The organism is Methylobacterium soli, assembly GCF_008806385.1.
Lineage (GTDB): Bacteria > Pseudomonadota > Alphaproteobacteria > Rhizobiales > Beijerinckiaceae > Methylobacterium > Methylobacterium soli.
In genome coordinates, this window is the sequence record NZ_VZZK01000005.1 from 91,367 (window position 1) to 108,041 (window position 16,675).

Here is a 16,675-nt window from a genome sequence, read left to right on the forward strand (position 1 = left end):
GCCGCCGGCTCGAACCCGGCCGCCCGGGCATCCGCGCATCGGACATCTTGCGCGCGCCGGGCGAAACCATGCTCCCGGCCCGCAGCGGGCCCCGTCGGGCTGGATCACCCGGCGCGGGCCGGTGAGCGCCGGCTGGCGCTCAGACGTCGAGATTGGCCACGGTGAGCGCGTTCTCCTGGATGAACTCGCGGCGGGGCTCCACCACGTCGCCCATCAGCTTGACGAAGAGGTCGTCCGCGTCGGTCGTGTCCTTGACCTTCACCTGCAGGAGCGAGCGCACCTCGCGGTCGAGGGTCGTCTCCCAGAGCTGCTGGGCGGTCATCTCGCCGAGACCCTTGTAGCGCTGGAGCTGCAGGCCCTTGCGGCCGAACGCCATCACGGCCTCGAACAGCCCGACGGGGCCGTGCAGCACCGTCTCCTCGCCCTTGCGGGCGAGGGTCACGGGCTCGCCGTAGATCTCGCGCAGGGCCGGCCCGCGCTCGGTGAGGCGCCGCGCCTCCTGGGAGGCGATCAGCGAGGCGTCGAGGCTCGAGACCTGGCGCACGCCGCGCAGGGTCCGGCTCAGGACATAGCCGCCCTCCTGGGCCTCGCCCGCCCAGCCCTGCTCGATCTCGTCGGCGATCCGGTCGAGGCGCTTGGCCGTCATGGCGGCCAGGACCTCGGCCTCGCCCGGGTTGTCGGCGACCTCGGGCCGCAGGGCGCCCGCGATCACCGCCTGCTCCACCACGGAGCGGTCGTAGCGGGTGTGCAGCCCCGACAGGATGCCCCGGAAGATCCGGGCCTCGTCGACGAGCACCTTGAGCTGGTCGCCGGCGAATTCGGTGCCGGAGGCGAGCCGCAGGGTCGCACCCTCGATGCCCTGGTCGATCAGGTAATCCTCCAGGGCGCGCTCGTCCTTGAGGTAGAGCTGGCGGCGGCCGCGCTCGGCTTTGTAGAGCGGCGGCTGGGCGATGTAGAGGTGCCCGCGCTCGATCAGCTCCGGCATCTGCCGGAAGAAGAAGGTCAGCAGCAGGGTGCGGATATGCGAGCCGTCCACGTCCGCATCCGTCATGATGATGATGCGGTGGTAGCGCAGCTTCTCCGGGTTGAAGCCCTCGCGGTCCGTCGCGGAGCGACCGATGCCGGCGCCGAGCGCCGTGATCAGCGTCCCGATCTCCGCCGAGGACAGCATCCGGTCGGGCCGGACGCGCTCGACGTTGAGGATCTTACCGCGCAAGGGCAGGACGGCCTGGAAGGTGCGGTCGCGGCCCTGCTTGGCCGAGCCGCCGGCGGAATCGCCCTCCACCAGCAGAAGCTCGCACTTCGTGGGGTCGCGCTCCTGGCAATCGGCGAGCTTGCCCGGCAGCGAGGCGATGTCGAGCGCCCCCTTCCGGGTCACGGTCTCGCGGGCCTTGCGGGCCGCCTCGCGGGCGGACGCCGCGAGCACCACCTTGGCGATCACCGCGCGGGCCTGGGCCGGATTCTCCTCGAGCCAGTTCGACAGGCCCTCGCTGAGGACGTTCTCGACGGCCGGGCGCACCTCGGAGGAGACGAGCTTGTCCTTCGTCTGCGAGGAGAATTTCGGGTCCGGCACCTGCACGGAGATGACCGCCGTCAGGCCCTCGCGGCAATCCTCGCCCGTGAGCGAGACCTTCTCGCGCTTGGCGATGCCGGAGGATTCTGAGTAGCCGGTGATCTGGCGCGTCAGGGCGGCGCGAAAGCCCGCCATGTGGGTGCCGCCGTCGCGCTGCGGGATGTTGTTGGTGAAGGGCAGCACGGTCTCGTTGAACGAGTCGTTCCACCAGAACGCCACCTCGACCCGGATGTCGTCGCGCACGGCGCGCACCAGCAGGGGCTTGGTCATGCCCTCGATGGGTTTGCGCGAGCGGTCGAGATAGCGCACGAAGGCCTCGATGCCGCCCTCGTAATAGAGCTCCTCGCGCTTGTGCTCGGCGTGGCGCGCGTCGGTCAGCACGATGCGCACCCCGGAATTCAGGAAGGCGAGCTCGCGCAGGCGCTTCTCCAGCGTCGCGAAATCGAACTCGATCATCGTGAAGGTGTCGGTCGAGGGCAGGAAGCTAACCTCGGTGCCGCGCCGGCCATTGCCGGGGCCGAGCACCTTCAGGGGCGCCACGGCATCGCCGTGGCGGAACTCCATCGTGTGCTCCTTGTCGTTGCGCCAGATGCGCAGGCGCAGCCACTGCGACAGGGCGTTGACGACCGAGACGCCGACGCCGTGCAGGCCGCCCGAGACCTTGTAGGAATTCTGGTCGAACTTACCGCCCGCGTGCAGCTGGGTCATGATGACCTCGGCCGCCGAGACGCCCTCCTCCTTGTGGATGTCCACCGGGATGCCGCGGCCGTTGTCGGACACGGTGCAGGAGCCGTCGGCGTTGAGCGTCACGGTGACGAGGTCCGCGTGGCCCGCGAGCGCCTCGTCGATGGCGTTGTCCACCACCTCGTAGACCATGTGGTGGAGGCCCGACCCGTCGTCGGTGTCGCCGATATACATGCCCGGCCGCTTGCGCACGGCATCGAGCCCCTTGAGCACCCGGATCGATTCCGCGCCGTAAGCATCGGCGTGTTCAGTCTGCGGATTGTCGGCCATGAAGTTCCTCGGGCAGGCGGGTGTTCGCTTGAGCTATTCGGGCCCGGCTCACGGACCCCTGCGCCTGCGATTCGTTTGACCCGCCTGATATAGGGATTCCGCCTTGAAATTACATCGTTTCCGGCGCCGTGGCGGCCGGGCCCGATCCCCTGTTCTGGCGGTTTCGCCTTAACGTCGCGTTAGGGGCGTTGGCCGCGCGACCGGCGTTCCGGGCGCGCCGCAGAGGCCCGATCCTCATTCCTGCAGGAACGGGTTCGTCAGGCGCTCCTCGCCGAGCGTGCTGGTGGGGCCGTGGCCGGGGATGAAGGCGATGTCGTCGCCGAGCGGCAGCACCTTCTCCTTGATCGCCCGGATCAGCGCCTCGTGGTTGCCGCCCGGCAGGTCGGTGCGCCCCACCGAGCCCTTGAACACCACGTCCCCCACCAGGGCGAAGCGCGCGTCCCGGCTGACGAACACGACGCTGCCCGGCGAGTGGCCGGGGGCGTGCAGGATGTCGAAGGCGAGGGGCCCGACGCTGACGGCGTCGCCCTCGTCGAGCCAGCGGTCCGGCGTCACCGCGCGGGCCTCGGGCAGCCCGTAGCCGGCGCCGGTCTCGGGCAGGGAATCGAGGAGGAAGCGGTCGGCCGCGTGCGGGCCCTCGATCGGGACCTGGAGGCGCTCACGCAGCTCGGCCGCGCCGCCCGCATGGTCGATATGGCCGTGGGTCAGCAGGATCTTCTCGATGGCGATGCCCTGCTCGCGGATCGCCGCCTCGATCCGGTCGAGATCCCCGCCGGGATCGACCACGGCGCCGACCTTGCTGGCCTCGTCCCAGATCAGGGTGCAGTTCTGCTGGAAGGGGGTGACCGGAATGATTCCGGCGCGGGGCGTGCCTGGCATCGGGGCTCTTCTCGGATTGGTGTTGCGGCTCTCGATTGCGCCCGGCCGGACGCAGGATCCGGCCTTCTAGCGCGGGTTGCAGGCGGGGGCGAATCCGGCCCTCCAAGCCCGAACCGGCCTCAGCCGGGCCGGACTCAGCCGGGGCTGCGCCGCAGCAGCGCGTCGAGGCCGCCGACCCGGTACCAGTGATAGCCGTAGCCCTCGAGGCAGATCGTGTGGCGGCCATCCTCCGCCGCCTCGCTGCGGCTGCCCGTGAGGAGGTCGATCAGGAGGTCGCCCTCCGGCGCGGCGATGCCGGTCCGGAGCGCCACCTCGAGGGGCCGCGCCGCGAGGTTGTGCACGCACAGGACGGCGTTGTTGCGCCAATCGTAGCGCAGCGCCAGGACCGCGTTCTCGCCGGTCTCGACGGCGCTGATCTCGCCCCAGCCGATCTCGGGCGCCTCCTTGCGCAGGCGGATGATGCTCTGCATCCAGGCGAGGAGCGAGTCCCGGTCGTGGCGCTGCTCGGCGACGTTGACGTGGGGGAAGCCGAACGGCCCCTTGGCGATCACCGGCATCACCGGGCGCTCGGCCTTCGAGAAGCCCCCATTCGCCTCCCCGGTCCATTGCATCGGCGTGCGGGCGCAGTCGCGCTCCTTCAGGCTCAAGTCGTCGCCCATGCCGATCTCGTCGCCGTAGCGCAGGACCGGCGTGCCGGGCAGGGTGAACATCAGCGAGTAGGCGAGCCGGATCCGGCGCGGGTCCCCCTGCAGCATCGGGGCGAGGCGGCGGCGGATGCCCCGGTCGTAGAGCTGCATCTCCGCCTCGGGCCCGAATGCCCGGAACACCGCCTGCCGCTGCGCCTCGGTGAGGCGCCCGAGATCGAGCTCGTCGTGGTTGCGCAGGAAGGTCGCCCACTGGGCGGTGGCGGGGCGGGCCCAGGTCTTCTCGATCGCCTTGACCAGGGGGCGCCCGTCGCTCGCCGCGAGCGCGTAGAAGGTCGCCTGATTGACCTGGAAGTTGAACATCATGTGCATGCGGTCGCCGTCATCCCCGAAATAATCGAGGTCCTGGCGCGGCAGGATATTGGCCTCGGCCAGGATGATGGCGTCGCCCTGGCGCCATTGCAGGAACTCGCGGAAGTTGCGCAGCAGGTCGAATTGCTCGACGGGCTCGCCTTTCACGTCGGCGCCCTTGCGGGCGATCACGAACGGCACCGCATCCATGCGGAAGCCCGAGACCCCGAGCTCGATCCAGAAGCCCATGATCTTCAGGATCTCGGCGATCACCGCCGGGTTGGCGGTGTTCAGGTCCGGCTGGAAATCGAAGAAGCGGTGGAAATAATAGGCCTTCGCCTTGGTGTCGTAGGTCCAGGTCGTCCGCTGCACGCCCGGGAACACCATGCCCTCGTCCGCATTGGCGGGCCGCTCCTCCGACCAGACATACCAGTCGCGATAGAGGGAATGCGGGTCGGAGCGCGCCGACTGGAACCAGCGGTGCCGGTCCGAGGTGTGGTTGACCACGAGGTCGATGATCACCCGCAGGCCCCGTTGCCGCGCCGCGTGCGTGAAGGCGACGAAGTCGCCGAGGCTGCCGTAATCGGGATCGACCCCGTAATAATCCGAGATGTCGTAGCCGCCATCCTTCTTCGGCGAGGGCTGGAACGGCATCAGCCAGATCGCCGTGACGCCGAGGCCCTGGAGGTAATCGAGCCGCCGCTCCAGCCCGGCGAAATCCCCGATCCCGTCGCCGTCGGCATCCATGAAGGTCCGCACCGAGAGGCAGTAGATGACGGCGTTCTTGTACCAGAGATCGTTGATCATGCGGGCTCTCGGCGAAATGGCAGCGCTTCTTAACGCACAGGTTGCAAAACCGTCGCTTTTTCAGTGTCGGCCGAGGCTGTGCCCGATTTTTTCAGGTTCCAAGCTTGACTGTACTCGGTTTCGGCCGGACACAGGCCGGGTTCAGCCCCGCGGGAGACGGGCGACATCTGGGGGGAAGTGTTGATGCGTAAGTTCCTGCTCGGCCTCGCGTTCCTGGCGCTCGCCCTCCCGGCCGAGGCGCGCAACTTCGCGGTGCCGGAGAAGAACCCGGCCGTCACGCTCCGCCTGCCCGACACGTGGAAGTCCGAGGAGATCGAGTACGGCTTCTCGGCGAAATCGCCGGACGGCGACATGTTCTTCTCGGTGGAATCGGCCAGCAAGAAGAAGCTCGACGCGATGCTTCTGGCCAACAAGAAGTGGATGAAGGAAAACGAGATCGACGACAAGGTGAAGCCGGAAGAGCGGGAGATGGACTTCAACGGCACCGCCGGCCAGGTGATCCGCTACAACACCACCGATCTCAACGGCAAGACCATCGTCGACTTCGTCATCCTGAGCGGCGGCGAGAACCAGGTGATCATGATCACCCTCTGGGGCTCCGAGGAGGAGCGCGCGGCCAACAAGGCCGACATCGCCGGCATCATGAACAGCGTGCGGCCGATCCAGTAGGCGCGGCGGACGAGGGCGGCGGACAAGGGTGGCGAGGGGGAGCGGGCGATGCGCATCGGGATCGGGCTGGCGGCGGCGATGCTGCTGTGGTGCGGGACGGGCCCGAGGGCCGCGCCGGCCGCCGACGATTTCTGGTCGGGCGCCGCGAAGCCCGCCCCCGCGAAGCTGGAGCCGCCAGCGGTCCCGGCGCGCCCGACCCTGGCGGATCTCGATGCCTTCGAGAGGGCCACCGCCGAGCTCTGGCTGCGCCTGCCCTTCGGCGCGCGGCGCAACCTCCTCGTCAGCCGCAAGGCCGAGGCCTTCGGGGATTACGAGGCGCGTCCCTCGTCCGTCTTCAAGCCCGGGGAGGCGCTCATCACCTATGTCGAGCCGGTGGGCTATGGCTGGGTTCCGGTCGGGACGGACCTCCACCGGCTCGGCGTGACGGTCGATTTCGAGATCACGACCCCGGCCGGCAAGGTCCTCGGGGGCCAGAACGGCTTCCTCGATTACGGCCTGACGAGCCATGCCCGCGTCCGCGAGCTCTTCATCAACCTGACCCTGACGCTCGACGGGATCGCGGAGGGCGATTACGTCCTGGTCTTCACCCTGCACGACAAGGCGAGCGGGCGCAGCGCCCGCGTCCCGCAGCCCTTCACGATCAAGGGCTGAGGGCCCGGGCCAGCATCTTAAAACAGCCGCGTTGTGCACCCCATCTTAGGGCGCGGCCGCGATCCTCCCGGCCGCTTCGCGTCTCCGCGTCCCGCCCGGTGCCTCAACCCGCCCGATGAACACCATCCTGATCAAGCTGTTCGCGACCGCCCTCACCCTGAGCCAGGTCACGACGCGGCCGGACGCGGTGAAGACGCAGTTCGATCCCGTGGCAGACGCCGCCCAGGTCGTCCAGATCCTGCGCGACGGCTGCGCCCACATGCGCAAGGCCTTCGACATCGAGGACATCAACCTCGACGAATTGATCTCCACCGCGATGGAGGATCCCAGCACGGTGGCGGGGCCCTCCGCCCCCAAGCTCCTGCACGGGCTCGATATCGGTGAGCTGAGCACGAGCTACCGCCAGTTCTGCAAGGGCGAGGACCCCAAGGAGTCCCCCTTCGTCGCCGCCGAGGTGATCGCCTTCTACAACAAGGCCGCCGCCGACCTGCCCGCCGCCGAGGCCCTGAAGGACCCTAAGCTCCCGGGGGCGAGCCTGATCCTCGACGGGGCCGGCAAGCCCTATTCGGAGACCTTCGAGGCCAATGGCCGCCGCCTCGTGGTGCCGGTCGCCGAGGTGCCGCCCCTCGTCCAGAAGGCCTTCATCGCCGCCGAGGACAAGCGCTTCGAGAGCCACCACGGCATCGACGAGCGCGGCGTCATCCGGGCCTTCATCGGCAACCTCGCCTCGCCCGGGCGCCCGCAGGGCGGCTCCACCATCACCCAGCAGGTGGTTAAGAACCTCTCGGTGGGCGACGACGTCACCTACGAGCGCAAGATCCGCGAGATGATCGTGGCGGCGCGCCTCGAGCGCATCCTGACGAAGCCCCAGATCCTCGGCCTCTACCTCAACGGGATCTATCTCGGCCGTGGCGCCTACGGCATCGAGATGGCGGCGCGCAGCTATTTCGGGAAATCGGTGGGGCAGCTCGGCTTGTCCGAGGCGGCGCTGCTGGCCGGAATGCCCAAGGGCCCGAACTACTACAGCCCCGACAAATACCCCGACCGGGCCCGCGAGCGGCGCGCCTACGTGCTGGCGCGCCTGAAGGAAGAGGGCGCGATCACCGACGCCCAGATGGCCGAGGCGGTCAAGGCCGATCTCGGCCTCAAGCCGATCGAGACCGCGCGGCGCGACTCGGGCTTCTACGTGGTCGATTACCTCGCCCGCGAGGCCCGCACCTTCGGCGGCATCGAGTCCCTGACGAGCGCCTCCTACACGGTGCGCGCCACCGTCAATGCCGGGCTGCAGCGGGCGGTCGAGACCGCCCTGCAGGACGGGCTCGCCACCTACGAGCGGGGCACCGGCCGCCAGAGCTTTTCCGGCCCCGAGTTCAACCTCGCCGACAGCGTGCGCCGGCTCGAGGCCGCGACCCCCGCCCCCGAGGCCGCCCCCCAATCCGCCCCGAATGTGACGGGCGCGCAGGCGCCGGCCGAGCCGAAGCCGGAGGGCGCCCAGGGGAAGGCCGCCCGGACTCCCGCCGGCGCCAAGCTCGCCGGCGCCAAGCCCCCCGGCTCGCGGGCGACCGGCCCCAAACCCGCCTGGCTGCGGGCGCTCGAGAGCGCGCGGCCCGTCCTCTACGACGTGCACTGGCCGCTCGCGGTGGTGCTGGAGCCCGGGCGCGGGTCGGTGAAGGTCGGGCTCGCCGACGGCCGCATCGCCAGCCTCGATCCCGGCATCGCCCGAGGCAAGCTGCAGGCCTACGACGTGGTGCGGGTGAGGCTGCGCGAGGGCAAGGGCGCGCCCCGCGCCGAGATCCGGGTGCGGCCAAACGTGCAGGGCGCGGCCCTGGTGCTGGAGAACCGCACCGGGCGCATCCTCGCCATGGCGGGCGGCTTCTCCTACCCGCTGAGCCAGCTGAACCGCGTCACCCAGGCGGTGCGCCAGCCGGGCTCGACCCTGAAGCCCCTCACCTATCTGGCGGCCCTCAATGCCGGGCTCCAGCCGAACACCCTCGTGATGGATTCCGCCATCACCCTGCCGCCCATCGGGGGCGTCGGGGACAGCTGGTCGCCGAAGAACTACGAGGGCGGCGGCTCCGGCGCCACGACCCTGCGCCGCGGCCTCGAATTCTCGAAGAACCTCGTCACCGCGCGCCTGCTCCAGGGGGGCATCGCCGACAAGGCGCCCGCGAGCCTGGGCCGCGTCTGCGACATCGCCCTCGAGGCCCAGATCTACGCAGAATGCGAGCGCTACTACCCGTTCGTGCTCGGCGCGCAGCCCGTGCGCATGCTCGACCTCGCCGCCTTTTACGCGGCGGTGGCCAATGAGGGTGGGCGCCCGACCCCCTACGCCCTCGAGGGCATCGAGCGCGACGGCAAGCCCGTCTACGCGCACGCGGCCCGGGAGCCGGTGCGGATCGGCTCGGCCGACCGGGTTGCCTTCTACCAGCTCAAGACCATGCTGCAGGGGGTGACGAGCCACGGCACCGCCGCCGCGCTCGCGCGCTTCGCCCCCTACATCGCGGGCAAGACCGGCACCTCGGAGAACGAGAACGACGCCTGGTTCGCGGGCTTCACCAACGAGATCACCATCGTGGTCTGGGTCGGCTACGACAATGCCGACGGCAACCGCCGCACGCTCGGGCGCGGCCAGACCGGCGGCCACGTCTCGGTCCCGATCGCGGGCCAGATCCTGCAGGCGGCCTGGGCGAACGGCATCGGCAAGACGCCCCTCGCCCCGCCCTCGCAGGAGGCCCGGCGCTTCCTGATCGACCTGCCGATCGATGCCCGCAGCGGCGAGCGCGTCGCGGGCGGCGGCTTCCTGGAGCATTTCCGCACGCAAGGGGATGGCCGCATGGCCGACACCCAGTTCCGCCTCGTGCCCCGCGAGACCCTCTACGCCATGCGGCCGGACGCGGAGGACGGCGATGCCGGCCTCGGCGGGGCCGGCCTCGGTGGGGCCGAGCAGGGGGCGGATGCCGCGGGCGACGTCTACGGCAACCGGGTGCCGGAGGCCGACCTCCTCGACCCCTTCGGCGAGCGCCGCCCGCAGGCGCCGCGCAGCCGGCGGGCGCAGGGCGATCTCGACGGCTACCAGCCCTGGCCGGGCCAGACCAACCGCTCGCCCTTCGGCGAGGACGACTGGCCGCGGCCCCGCCGGCGCGACCCGGACTACCTGTTCGGCGACGATCCGCGCTACTGATGCCGGATCCCGCCCCAGGCGGGGCCGCGATCCTGTGCCGAATTCTGCCGGCCTCGCGGGCCGAATTCCGCGAGGCTCGCGGATGAGCGCCCGCTCCCACCCATCCCGTATTCCTGAGGCTTGACGACGTGCAGACGCAGCTTTCGGCGACCCTGGCCCTTGCGCTCGCGGCGGGCACCGTGTCGGTGGCCCAGACGCAAGCCCAGGCACAGACGCAAGCCCAGGCGCAAGCGCCCGCCCCCGGCATGGCGCAGCAGGCCGCGGCCGCCCCCGAGCGGATCCGCGAGGTGGCCTCCGTGGAGGCCGTCGACCCCGCCACGATCAAGCCCGGCACGGTGCTGTTCACCGATCACCGCGACAAGCCGGCCGTCCCTGAGAACGGCCTCGTGCCCTATCTCGACTGGGCCCGGACGCGGCCCGCGGAGGCCGCCGCCCTCGCGCCCTTCCCGGCCTACCGGGAGCCCGATTACACGGTGACGGTGAACGGCGTCGCCAAGCCCCGGCACGAGACCCTGAAGGTCTACGTGGCCGAGGGGCGCTTCGTGGTGGCGCGGCCCCCGGAGGCGATCGACCTCCAGGCCTTCGCCAATCTCGGCTTCGTCCAGAGGATGGACCCGGCCATCAAGCACAGGACGTTGGCGCCTGCCGACGTCACCCCAACCAAGGACCCGCAGGCGGCCTTCGCCAAGCGCCCGGACCGGCCCTGGTGCGGGCCGGAGGGCACCGTCTGCATCGAGTCGCGCTACGATCTCGAAGGCAAGCTGCCCCTCGGCGTGAAGCTCGCCAACAAGCTGGAAGAGGGCGGCGCCAAGAAGATCGCCGAGTTCGTCGCGTTCCAGAGCGAGCTGCGCACCCTGCCGCCCGCCGAGGCGGCGGCGCTCTCCGGCCTCACCAAGGTCGACACCCCGGTGACGGGCGGGCTCGAACAGACCATCTTCTGGGTCAACCAGATCCTGCGCTTCGGCAAGTTCCTGGCGGTGTTCCAGCCGATGCCGGGCGACCCGACCAGGACCGTGGTCACCACCTACATGGCGCTCGCCATCAAGGCCGACGTCCTCGACCGCAAGGCCGAGTATGCGCGCGTGCCGGTGCTCAAGAACCTCCTGCCGGCGCAGGTCCTGATGGGCAATTCGAGCTTCAACACCGGCACCTCGATCAGCGCCGGCCTGCCCACCTACGCCCGCAACCGGATCACCGCCTTCGCGGACGCGCTGGGAAAGCGCTGAGGCGCCGAGAACGCTGCGGCGCCGAAAACGCTGCAGCGCCTGGATCAGGTTGCCTCGCGCAACGCCGTCAGCCGGCGCGGGGGGCGGTCCCCGCCCCGCTCAGTAGCCGCGGTTGACGATCGAGGGCAGCGAGGGCTGCGTGTAGAGGCGGTTCACGTCCCGCCGGGTCTGGGTGCCGTTGGTGTCGTTCGAGCGGCGGTAATTGTCGGTGTTGAAGGTCTCGGACAGGCCGCTGCGGCTGTCGCTCCCCTCGACGCTGTTGCAGGCGGCGAGCCCGCCGGACAGGGCTGAGGCGAGGGCGGCGAGGACGAGGGGTTTGAGGCGCATCGCGGGACTCCACGGGGTTTTGATCGTCGGCACGGTGGTGGTGCCCTGCCCCGCACGCCGTCAAGCGCATGGTTCACGTTCCGTGGACCTTTCCGGTCAGGGTGATGTCCGGTGGCCACGAAAAACACACCAATCCGCGTCGAAAGGGCCACGCAACTCCGGCAATCGTGTGGAGGAGCCGGCCCGAACCCTGGCGAATCCCCAAGCTTTTGGCGAAGACTGGCCCCGATGAGCAACGTCCTGCCCTTCCGCCAGCGCCAACCCGCCGCGCAACTCGCGCGCTGCGAGGTGGTCGCCGTCGCCGGTGACCTCCTCGACCTGCTGGAGCAGCTGGAGGATCTCAGTTCGCGCGCCGCCGCCATGGGGCGCCCGGCCCTCGAGGTCGAGCGCACGGTCCAGAACCTTCTCGACGCGGTCAGCGCCGTCGAGCGCGCCCTCGACTGCATCGGCGAGGGCGGCGAGGCGCCGCCGGGCGGCAGCTCCAACGGTTCGATTTAATCTCCTGATTGCATCGGAACTGTCTCGGTTAACCCTCCGTTGAAGGTGAGACGTCGCGCCGCAGGCGCCAGGATCCTTCCGGAGAGGCCGATGCCACCGACTTTGAGCCGCCACGCGACCCGCCGGAGCCTCGTGGCGCTGACCGCGACTGGCCTGATCCTCGGCACCGCCGCGAGTGTCCACGCCCAGGATGCGGGGGGGCTGGGCGGCCTGTTCCAGCAGCTCTTCGGGGGCGCCAGGCCCGCCCAGCAGGCCGCGCCTCAGCCGGCCGAGGTGCAGATGCCCTCCCCCGAGCGCTATTACGGGCGCCGCCACGACCGGCGCGCCGAGGGGGCGCGGCTTCGCCCGAAGATCCGCTACGCCGCCCTGCCGAAGCCCGAGCCCCTGAAGGTGACGATCACCGACCGGCAGACGCCCCTCGACATGAAGGCAGGCCCGGCCGCCGCGCTCCTGCGCGACGAGACCCTGCGGCCCGGCGACATCGTGGTGCTCAAGGACGGGGCGCGGGTCTTCACCGGCAATCCCGACAAGCGCCACGCGATGCACGAATTCCAGGCGGTCGAGCAATCCTCCCGGGTCGACCGCAAGACGCGCCGCCTGCTCGCCGCGATGATCGCCCCGGTCGGCGCCATGCCGGCCGACCAGGCCCGCAAGGCCCTCGCCCGCCTGCACAAGGCCACGCCGGAGGCCGCCCCGCCGGCCCAGCAGCAGGCCGAGGCGACAGCCATGCGGGTGATCTATCCTTGGAACACGAATCCCTGACCCTCGCATCGCGGCCGGACGTGAAGACGGGCGGACCGCGCGGCGGCCCGCCCGTCTTCACGTCCGGCCGGCGGAAGGCCGCCGGTCAGGCGGCCGCGGCCCCGGTGAGGCTCGCCCAGACCGTGCCGAAATGGCAGGCCGTCGCCACCAGCACGAAGGCGTGCCAGATCGCGTTCTGGAACGGCAGGTTGCGCCAGACGTGGAAAATCACCCCGATCGAGTAGAGCAGGCCGCCGATGGCGAGCAGCCACAGGGCCGTTGGCTGCAGCACCGCGATGACGGATTCATAGGCGAAGAGACCGCTCCATCCGAGCATCAGGTAGAGGGCGATCGAGAGGCGGTCGAAGCGGCCGGGCAGCAGCAGCTTCACGGCGATGCCGATGCCGGCCACGATCCAGATGAAGGCCAGGAGCGCGTAGGCCGTCGCGCCGGTGCCCACGAGGGCGACGAGGGGTGTGTAGGTGCCGGCGATCATCAGGTAGATCAGCGCGTGGTCGGCGCGGCGAAGCAGCCATTTGCGCGGACTGACCGGGTAGAGGTTGTAGGTGGCGGAGACCGCCAGCATCGAGACCAGGGCAGCCGCGTAGACGACCACCGAGGCTCGAACGCCCCATCCGATCTGTGTCGCCGCAGCTGTCGCGATCAGAGCGACAGACGCCGCAAGACCGAATGCCACGCCGATACAATGGATGACCCCATCGGCGACCATCTCGCGCCGCGAGTAATTCCAATTCAGTCCCGTCGGTCGTCCATCCTCCGCAAGGAACATCTCTGCCTCCTGCATTCTGCGGAAGCTAAGCGTAAACGCCTGAAGTCGTTCCCACGGCGAACTACGGTATCATCCTTCATTCCACAGAAATCAGCCGAAATGGTGAAGATTTGTGCGTTGCGGGACATTGGCCGCGAAGCAAAGCCGGCTTCATGCCCGCCGGACCGACATCGCCTCGTAGCCGAACGGCGTCTCCGGGACGCCGGTTCCGGCTCTCGCAACGACCGTGCCGCGGCTCAGGCGCGCATGCACCACCGCCATGGTCAGGACCGCCATGGCGAAGACCTGGTGAGCGAGCGCGGCCCAGAGCGGCACCGCGAGCAGCAGCGCCGTGATGCCGAGCATGGCCTGCGCCAGGGTGAGGCCGGCGATCCCGATGGCGCGCCGGGCGGCTCCGCTGCCGGGGCGGCTCACGATGGCGTCGAGGGCGTGCAGGATCGCCACCGTGACGAGGAGATAGGCCGTCATCCGGTGGTTGAACTGGACCAGGGTGGCGTTGTCGACGAAGTTCTCGATCCAGGGCCTGACCACGAACAGCCCCTCCACGGGCGGGATCAGGTCGCCGTTCATGCTCGGCCAGGTGTTGTAGACGAGGCCCGCATGCGAGCCGGCGACCAGCCCGCCGAGGAAGATCTGCAGCAGGACCAGCGCCGGCAGGAGGAGGGCCGTCGCCCGCAGGCGGCGCGGGGCCGGGGCGATCGCCTCGCCGCGCTCGCCCGCCGCGAGCCAGACGAGGCCCGCCAGGATCAGGCTCGCGGTGGTGAGGTGGAGGGCGAGCTTGATCGGCGCCACCGCCGTCATGCCCGGCTGCAGGCCCGACGCGACCATGATCCAGCCGATGGCGCCCTGCAATCCGCCGAGGATGCCGAGGCATAGCAGCCCGAGCCCGAGACGGCGGCTGAGGCGGCCCCGCCACCAGAACCAGAGGAGCGGCAGGAAGAAGACGAGCCCGACGATGCGCCCGAGCAGGCGGTGGCCCCATTCCCAGCCGTACAGGACCTTGAAGTCGGCAAGCCCCATCCCCTGGTTGAGGATGCGGTATTGCGGCGTGTCCTTGTACTTCTCGAATTCCGCCGTCCAGGCCTCGGCCGAGAGAGGCGGCACCGCGCCGGTGACGGGGCGCCACTCGGTGATCGACAGGCCGGATCCGGTCAGCCGGGTCGCGCCGCCGACCGCCACCATCGCCACCACCAGGGCGGCCAGGAGATAGAGCCAGCCGCGCACGGCCCGCCTGGGATTTCGTCCGGATCGGGCGGTGGCGGCAGGCATCATCGCGGGGTCTCGTCTGTCGGTCGGCGGACGGCGCGGCGGCGGACGTCGTCGGCGGGGCGCTGGGCGGAAGGGTGTTGCGCGTGCGTGAGTTAGGCAAAGGCCGCCCGGGGGGCAACGCCCGGCGGTGCCGCACCCGCCCCGAAGCCAGGTTGAGCAGAGACGCGACCGCGGGCGCGCCGTGCGACCCCGTGGGGCCGTTGCCTTCGCGCGCCCGGGCGATTAGCGCTGGCGCGGATTGTCACGACGAGGAGCCCGATGCGCCGCCGCACCCGCAGCCTGATCGGCACGATCGGCATCCTGGCCTTCGTGATCCTCTACGCGCCCCTCGCGATGGCGATCGCCGACAGCCGAATCTCGCAGGCGCCGGCCCTGATCCAGACCGTGCTCTACTGCCTGCTCGGGATCGCCTGGATCTTTCCCCTGATGCCGGTGATCCGCTGGATGGAGCGGCCGGATACGTGAGATTTCGCGGAAGTGCCCGCGTTTTCGCCGCACTCGGGACCGAGAAGCGGCCTCGCCTTCCCGAGCAATCCGAACTCCTCCCGCAAAGCCGCTCCATGCCACGCCCGTTCCAGAGCCGCCTCGGCTTCGCCGGCCTCCTCTGCCTGATCCTAAGCCCCTCCGCTCTGGCGCAGGACACGCCCCGCTCCGTCAACGATTGCGAGCGCCTCAAGAACGACCTCGCCTACAACCAGTGTCTCTCGATATTCGGCCCTGCGGCCAAGAACATCGCGGGCGGCGACGGCAGCGCCGCCTCCGCCCCGGCCACCGCGACCACGGCGGCGCTTCCCGTGGCCGACGATCCGGCGCCCGAGGCCAGGAGCGGCCGGCGCGGGCGCTACCGCGTGCGCCGCGGCCGCCAGAGCGCGGTCTTCACGGCGGGCTCCGACGAGAGCCGCAGCTACCGCCGGCGCCGCCGGCGCTGAGGCCGCCCGCGCCTCACGCGACGTTGAGGCGCCGGCCGCGATTCCAGGCCAGGAACGGCACCCCCGAGAGGAGCCCCGCCAGGGCCGCGCGCGACTGGTAGGCGCCGTTGATCGAGACCCGGGGCAGCGCCTGGAGATGGGCGCAATGCGCGGCGAAGAGATGGCCCGGCCGGGTCGTCACCGCCGTGGCGAAGCCGAGCTCCCGCGCCATCGCGAATTCCCGCGCCGCCGCCGAGGTCGGGTCCCCCACCGGGAAGGACAGGTGGCGCACCGGCCGCCCGAGCTCCGCGACGATGCGGTCGCGCGCCTCCGCGATCTCGCGGCGCGCCACCGCCGCCGGGTGCTTGGCGAGCATCGGATGCGTGCGGGTATGGGCCCCGATCGTCACCGCCGGGTCCCGGCCGAGCGCCCGCAGTGCGTCCCAATCGAGGCAGAGCTCGCCCGCCACCCCCCCGTCCGCGAAGCCCGCCTGCCGGCAGAGATCGGCGATGATTGCGAGGAGCCGCGCCTCGGGGCCGCCGCGCAGGGCGCGGTAGACGGCGTCGAAGGCCGCATTCTTCTCGTCCGCGTCGCGCGCGGGCAAATCGAGGGGGTCGGGGCCGCCGATCCGGACCCGGTCGAGGCGGGCGATCGCCCGCTCCAGCTCGTTCCACCAGAGGCGTCCGCGCTGGTCGGCGAAATCGGTGGTGACGAACAGGGTCCAGGGCGCCCCGTGGCGGCGCAGGATCGGCACCGCATGCTCGACATTGTCGCGGTAGCCGTCATCGAAGGTCAGGACCGCGAAGGGCGCCTCCGGATCGGGATGCGCCAGCCGGTCGGGCACCGCATCGAGGGGAACGAGGCTGTAGCCGCGGGCGCGCAGGCTCGTCAGGGTGAGATCGAGGAAGTCCGGCGTGATCGTGAGGATGCGGTTCGGCGCGAAGGGCGCGGGAGGCTCCGGGCTCACGTGATGGAAGGTCAGGATCACCCCGAGCCCCCGCGCCGCCGGGGCGAGCCAGCGGTCGGCGCGCGTCGCCGAGACGACCTCGAACCCGGCCTGGAGCAGGCGATGGCGGTTTCGCGTGGAAAGCATGGCGCGGCCCGTGAACGGCCCGAAAGGGCTTGGTCCCGCAAGGCTTAAGCCTTC

15 protein-coding genes are annotated in these 16,675 nt (G+C 70.5%); 8 read left to right on the forward strand and 7 right to left on the reverse strand.

Annotated features, from left to right (window positions below; translation table 11 throughout):
• Positions 1-139 precede the first annotated feature (139 nt).
• The 3 genes from gyrB to F6X53_RS06480 all read right to left on the reverse strand — a co-directional run bounded on the left by gyrB (position 140) and on the right by F6X53_RS06480 (position 5,268).
• The gene (gyrB, locus tag F6X53_RS06470) at positions 140-2,587 is read right to left on the reverse strand and encodes a DNA topoisomerase (ATP-hydrolyzing) subunit B (protein WP_150998472.1); all 2,448 of its coding nucleotides are present in this window, start codon (positions 2,585-2,587) and stop codon (positions 140-142) included.
• Positions 2,588-2,821: 234 nt separating this feature from the next.
• Positions 2,822-3,466, reverse strand: a complete 645-nt coding sequence (locus tag F6X53_RS06475) for an MBL fold metallo-hydrolase (protein WP_150998475.1) — start codon at positions 3,464-3,466, stop codon at positions 2,822-2,824.
• Positions 3,467-3,600: 134 nt separating this feature from the next.
• Complete coding sequence (locus tag F6X53_RS06480; protein WP_150998478.1) at positions 3,601-5,268, reverse strand: alpha-amylase family protein; 1,668 nt, start codon at positions 5,266-5,268, stop codon at positions 3,601-3,603.
• 183 nt (positions 5,269-5,451) lie between these two features.
• On the opposite strand from F6X53_RS06480, the gene F6X53_RS06485 reads away from it, so the two are divergent.
• From F6X53_RS06485 to F6X53_RS06500, 4 genes are all read left to right on the forward strand, one after another.
• Positions 5,452-5,937, forward strand: coding sequence for a hypothetical protein (locus F6X53_RS06485; RefSeq protein ID WP_150998481.1), 486 nt, complete (start codon positions 5,452-5,454; stop codon positions 5,935-5,937).
• Positions 5,938-5,985: 48 nt separating this feature from the next.
• The gene (locus tag F6X53_RS06490) at positions 5,986-6,588 is read left to right on the forward strand and encodes a hypothetical protein (RefSeq protein ID WP_150998484.1); all 603 of its coding nucleotides are present in this window, start codon (positions 5,986-5,988) and stop codon (positions 6,586-6,588) included.
• A gap of 115 nt (positions 6,589-6,703) precedes the next feature.
• The gene (locus F6X53_RS06495) at positions 6,704-9,769 is read left to right on the forward strand and encodes a penicillin-binding protein 1A (protein WP_150998487.1); all 3,066 of its coding nucleotides are present in this window, start codon (positions 6,704-6,706) and stop codon (positions 9,767-9,769) included.
• 128 nt (positions 9,770-9,897) lie between these two features.
• A complete protein-coding gene (locus F6X53_RS06500; protein WP_150998490.1) occupies positions 9,898-10,995 on the forward strand; it encodes a hypothetical protein in 1,098 nt (365 codons plus the stop codon).
• 99 nt (positions 10,996-11,094) lie between these two features.
• On the opposite strand, the gene F6X53_RS06505 is transcribed toward F6X53_RS06500, so the two are convergent.
• Complete coding sequence (locus tag F6X53_RS06505) at positions 11,095-11,322, reverse strand: hypothetical protein (protein ID WP_150998493.1); 228 nt, start codon at positions 11,320-11,322, stop codon at positions 11,095-11,097.
• 228 nt (positions 11,323-11,550) lie between these two features.
• On the opposite strand from F6X53_RS06505, the gene F6X53_RS06510 reads away from it, so the two are divergent.
• Together F6X53_RS06510 and F6X53_RS06515 are read left to right on the forward strand one after the other, a co-directional pair.
• Complete coding sequence (locus F6X53_RS06510; RefSeq protein ID WP_150998496.1) at positions 11,551-11,820, forward strand: hypothetical protein; 270 nt, start codon at positions 11,551-11,553, stop codon at positions 11,818-11,820.
• A 90-nt stretch (positions 11,821-11,910) separates the two neighbouring features.
• The gene (locus F6X53_RS06515) at positions 11,911-12,582 is read left to right on the forward strand and encodes a hypothetical protein (RefSeq protein ID WP_150998499.1); all 672 of its coding nucleotides are present in this window, start codon (positions 11,911-11,913) and stop codon (positions 12,580-12,582) included.
• A gap of 85 nt (positions 12,583-12,667) precedes the next feature.
• Here F6X53_RS06515 and trhA read toward each other — a convergent pair whose 3' ends face one another.
• Entirely contained in the window at positions 12,668-13,351 is a 684-nt protein-coding gene (trhA, locus tag F6X53_RS06520) for a PAQR family membrane homeostasis protein TrhA (protein ID WP_150998502.1), read from the reverse strand.
• A gap of 150 nt (positions 13,352-13,501) precedes the next feature.
• A complete protein-coding gene (locus F6X53_RS06525; protein WP_150998505.1) occupies positions 13,502-14,623 on the reverse strand; it encodes a COX15/CtaA family protein in 1,122 nt (373 codons plus the stop codon).
• 255 nt (positions 14,624-14,878) lie between these two features.
• On the opposite strand from F6X53_RS06525, the gene F6X53_RS06530 reads away from it, so the two are divergent.
• Positions 14,879-15,085, forward strand: a complete 207-nt coding sequence (locus tag F6X53_RS06530) for a DUF2842 domain-containing protein (RefSeq protein WP_150998508.1) — start codon at positions 14,879-14,881, stop codon at positions 15,083-15,085.
• A gap of 95 nt (positions 15,086-15,180) precedes the next feature.
• Positions 15,181-15,549 carry a hypothetical protein gene (locus tag F6X53_RS06535; RefSeq protein ID WP_150998511.1) on the forward strand — a complete coding sequence of 123 codons (369 nt, stop codon included), beginning with the start codon at positions 15,181-15,183 and terminating at the stop codon, positions 15,547-15,549.
• A gap of 13 nt (positions 15,550-15,562) precedes the next feature.
• Here the strand turns inward: F6X53_RS06535 and F6X53_RS06540 are convergent, their stop codons facing one another.
• Positions 15,563-16,621, reverse strand: coding sequence for a polysaccharide deacetylase family protein (locus F6X53_RS06540; protein WP_150998514.1), 1,059 nt, complete (start codon positions 16,619-16,621; stop codon positions 15,563-15,565).
• Positions 16,622-16,675: the final 54 nt, after the last annotated feature.

Excerpts from the sequence above, each read along its gene's own strand:
- gyrB (WP_150998472.1), bottom strand. The coding sequence starts at position 2,587 with ATGGCCGACAATCCGCAGACTGAACACGCCGATGCTTACGGCGCGGAA.
- F6X53_RS06475 (WP_150998475.1), bottom strand. The coding sequence starts at position 3,466 with ATGCCAGGCACGCCCCGCGCCGGAATCATTCCGGTCACCCCCTTCCAG.
- F6X53_RS06480 (WP_150998478.1), bottom strand. The coding sequence starts at position 5,268 with ATGATCAACGATCTCTGGTACAAGAACGCCGTCATCTACTGCCTCTCG.
- F6X53_RS06485 (WP_150998481.1), top strand. The coding sequence starts at position 5,452 with ATGCGTAAGTTCCTGCTCGGCCTCGCGTTCCTGGCGCTCGCCCTCCCG.
- F6X53_RS06490 (WP_150998484.1), top strand. The coding sequence starts at position 5,986 with ATGCGCATCGGGATCGGGCTGGCGGCGGCGATGCTGCTGTGGTGCGGG.
- F6X53_RS06495 (WP_150998487.1), top strand. The coding sequence starts at position 6,704 with ATGAACACCATCCTGATCAAGCTGTTCGCGACCGCCCTCACCCTGAGC.
- F6X53_RS06505 (WP_150998493.1), bottom strand. The coding sequence starts at position 11,322 with ATGCGCCTCAAACCCCTCGTCCTCGCCGCCCTCGCCTCAGCCCTGTCC.
- F6X53_RS06510 (WP_150998496.1), top strand. The coding sequence starts at position 11,551 with ATGAGCAACGTCCTGCCCTTCCGCCAGCGCCAACCCGCCGCGCAACTC.
- F6X53_RS06515 (WP_150998499.1), top strand. The coding sequence starts at position 11,911 with ATGCCACCGACTTTGAGCCGCCACGCGACCCGCCGGAGCCTCGTGGCG.
- trhA (WP_150998502.1), bottom strand. The coding sequence starts at position 13,351 with ATGTTCCTTGCGGAGGATGGACGACCGACGGGACTGAATTGGAATTAC.
- F6X53_RS06525 (WP_150998505.1), bottom strand. The coding sequence starts at position 14,623 with ATGATGCCTGCCGCCACCGCCCGATCCGGACGAAATCCCAGGCGGGCC.
- F6X53_RS06530 (WP_150998508.1), top strand. The coding sequence starts at position 14,879 with ATGCGCCGCCGCACCCGCAGCCTGATCGGCACGATCGGCATCCTGGCC.
- F6X53_RS06535 (WP_150998511.1), top strand. The coding sequence starts at position 15,181 with ATGCCACGCCCGTTCCAGAGCCGCCTCGGCTTCGCCGGCCTCCTCTGC.
- F6X53_RS06540 (WP_150998514.1), bottom strand. The coding sequence starts at position 16,621 with ATGCTTTCCACGCGAAACCGCCATCGCCTGCTCCAGGCCGGGTTCGAG.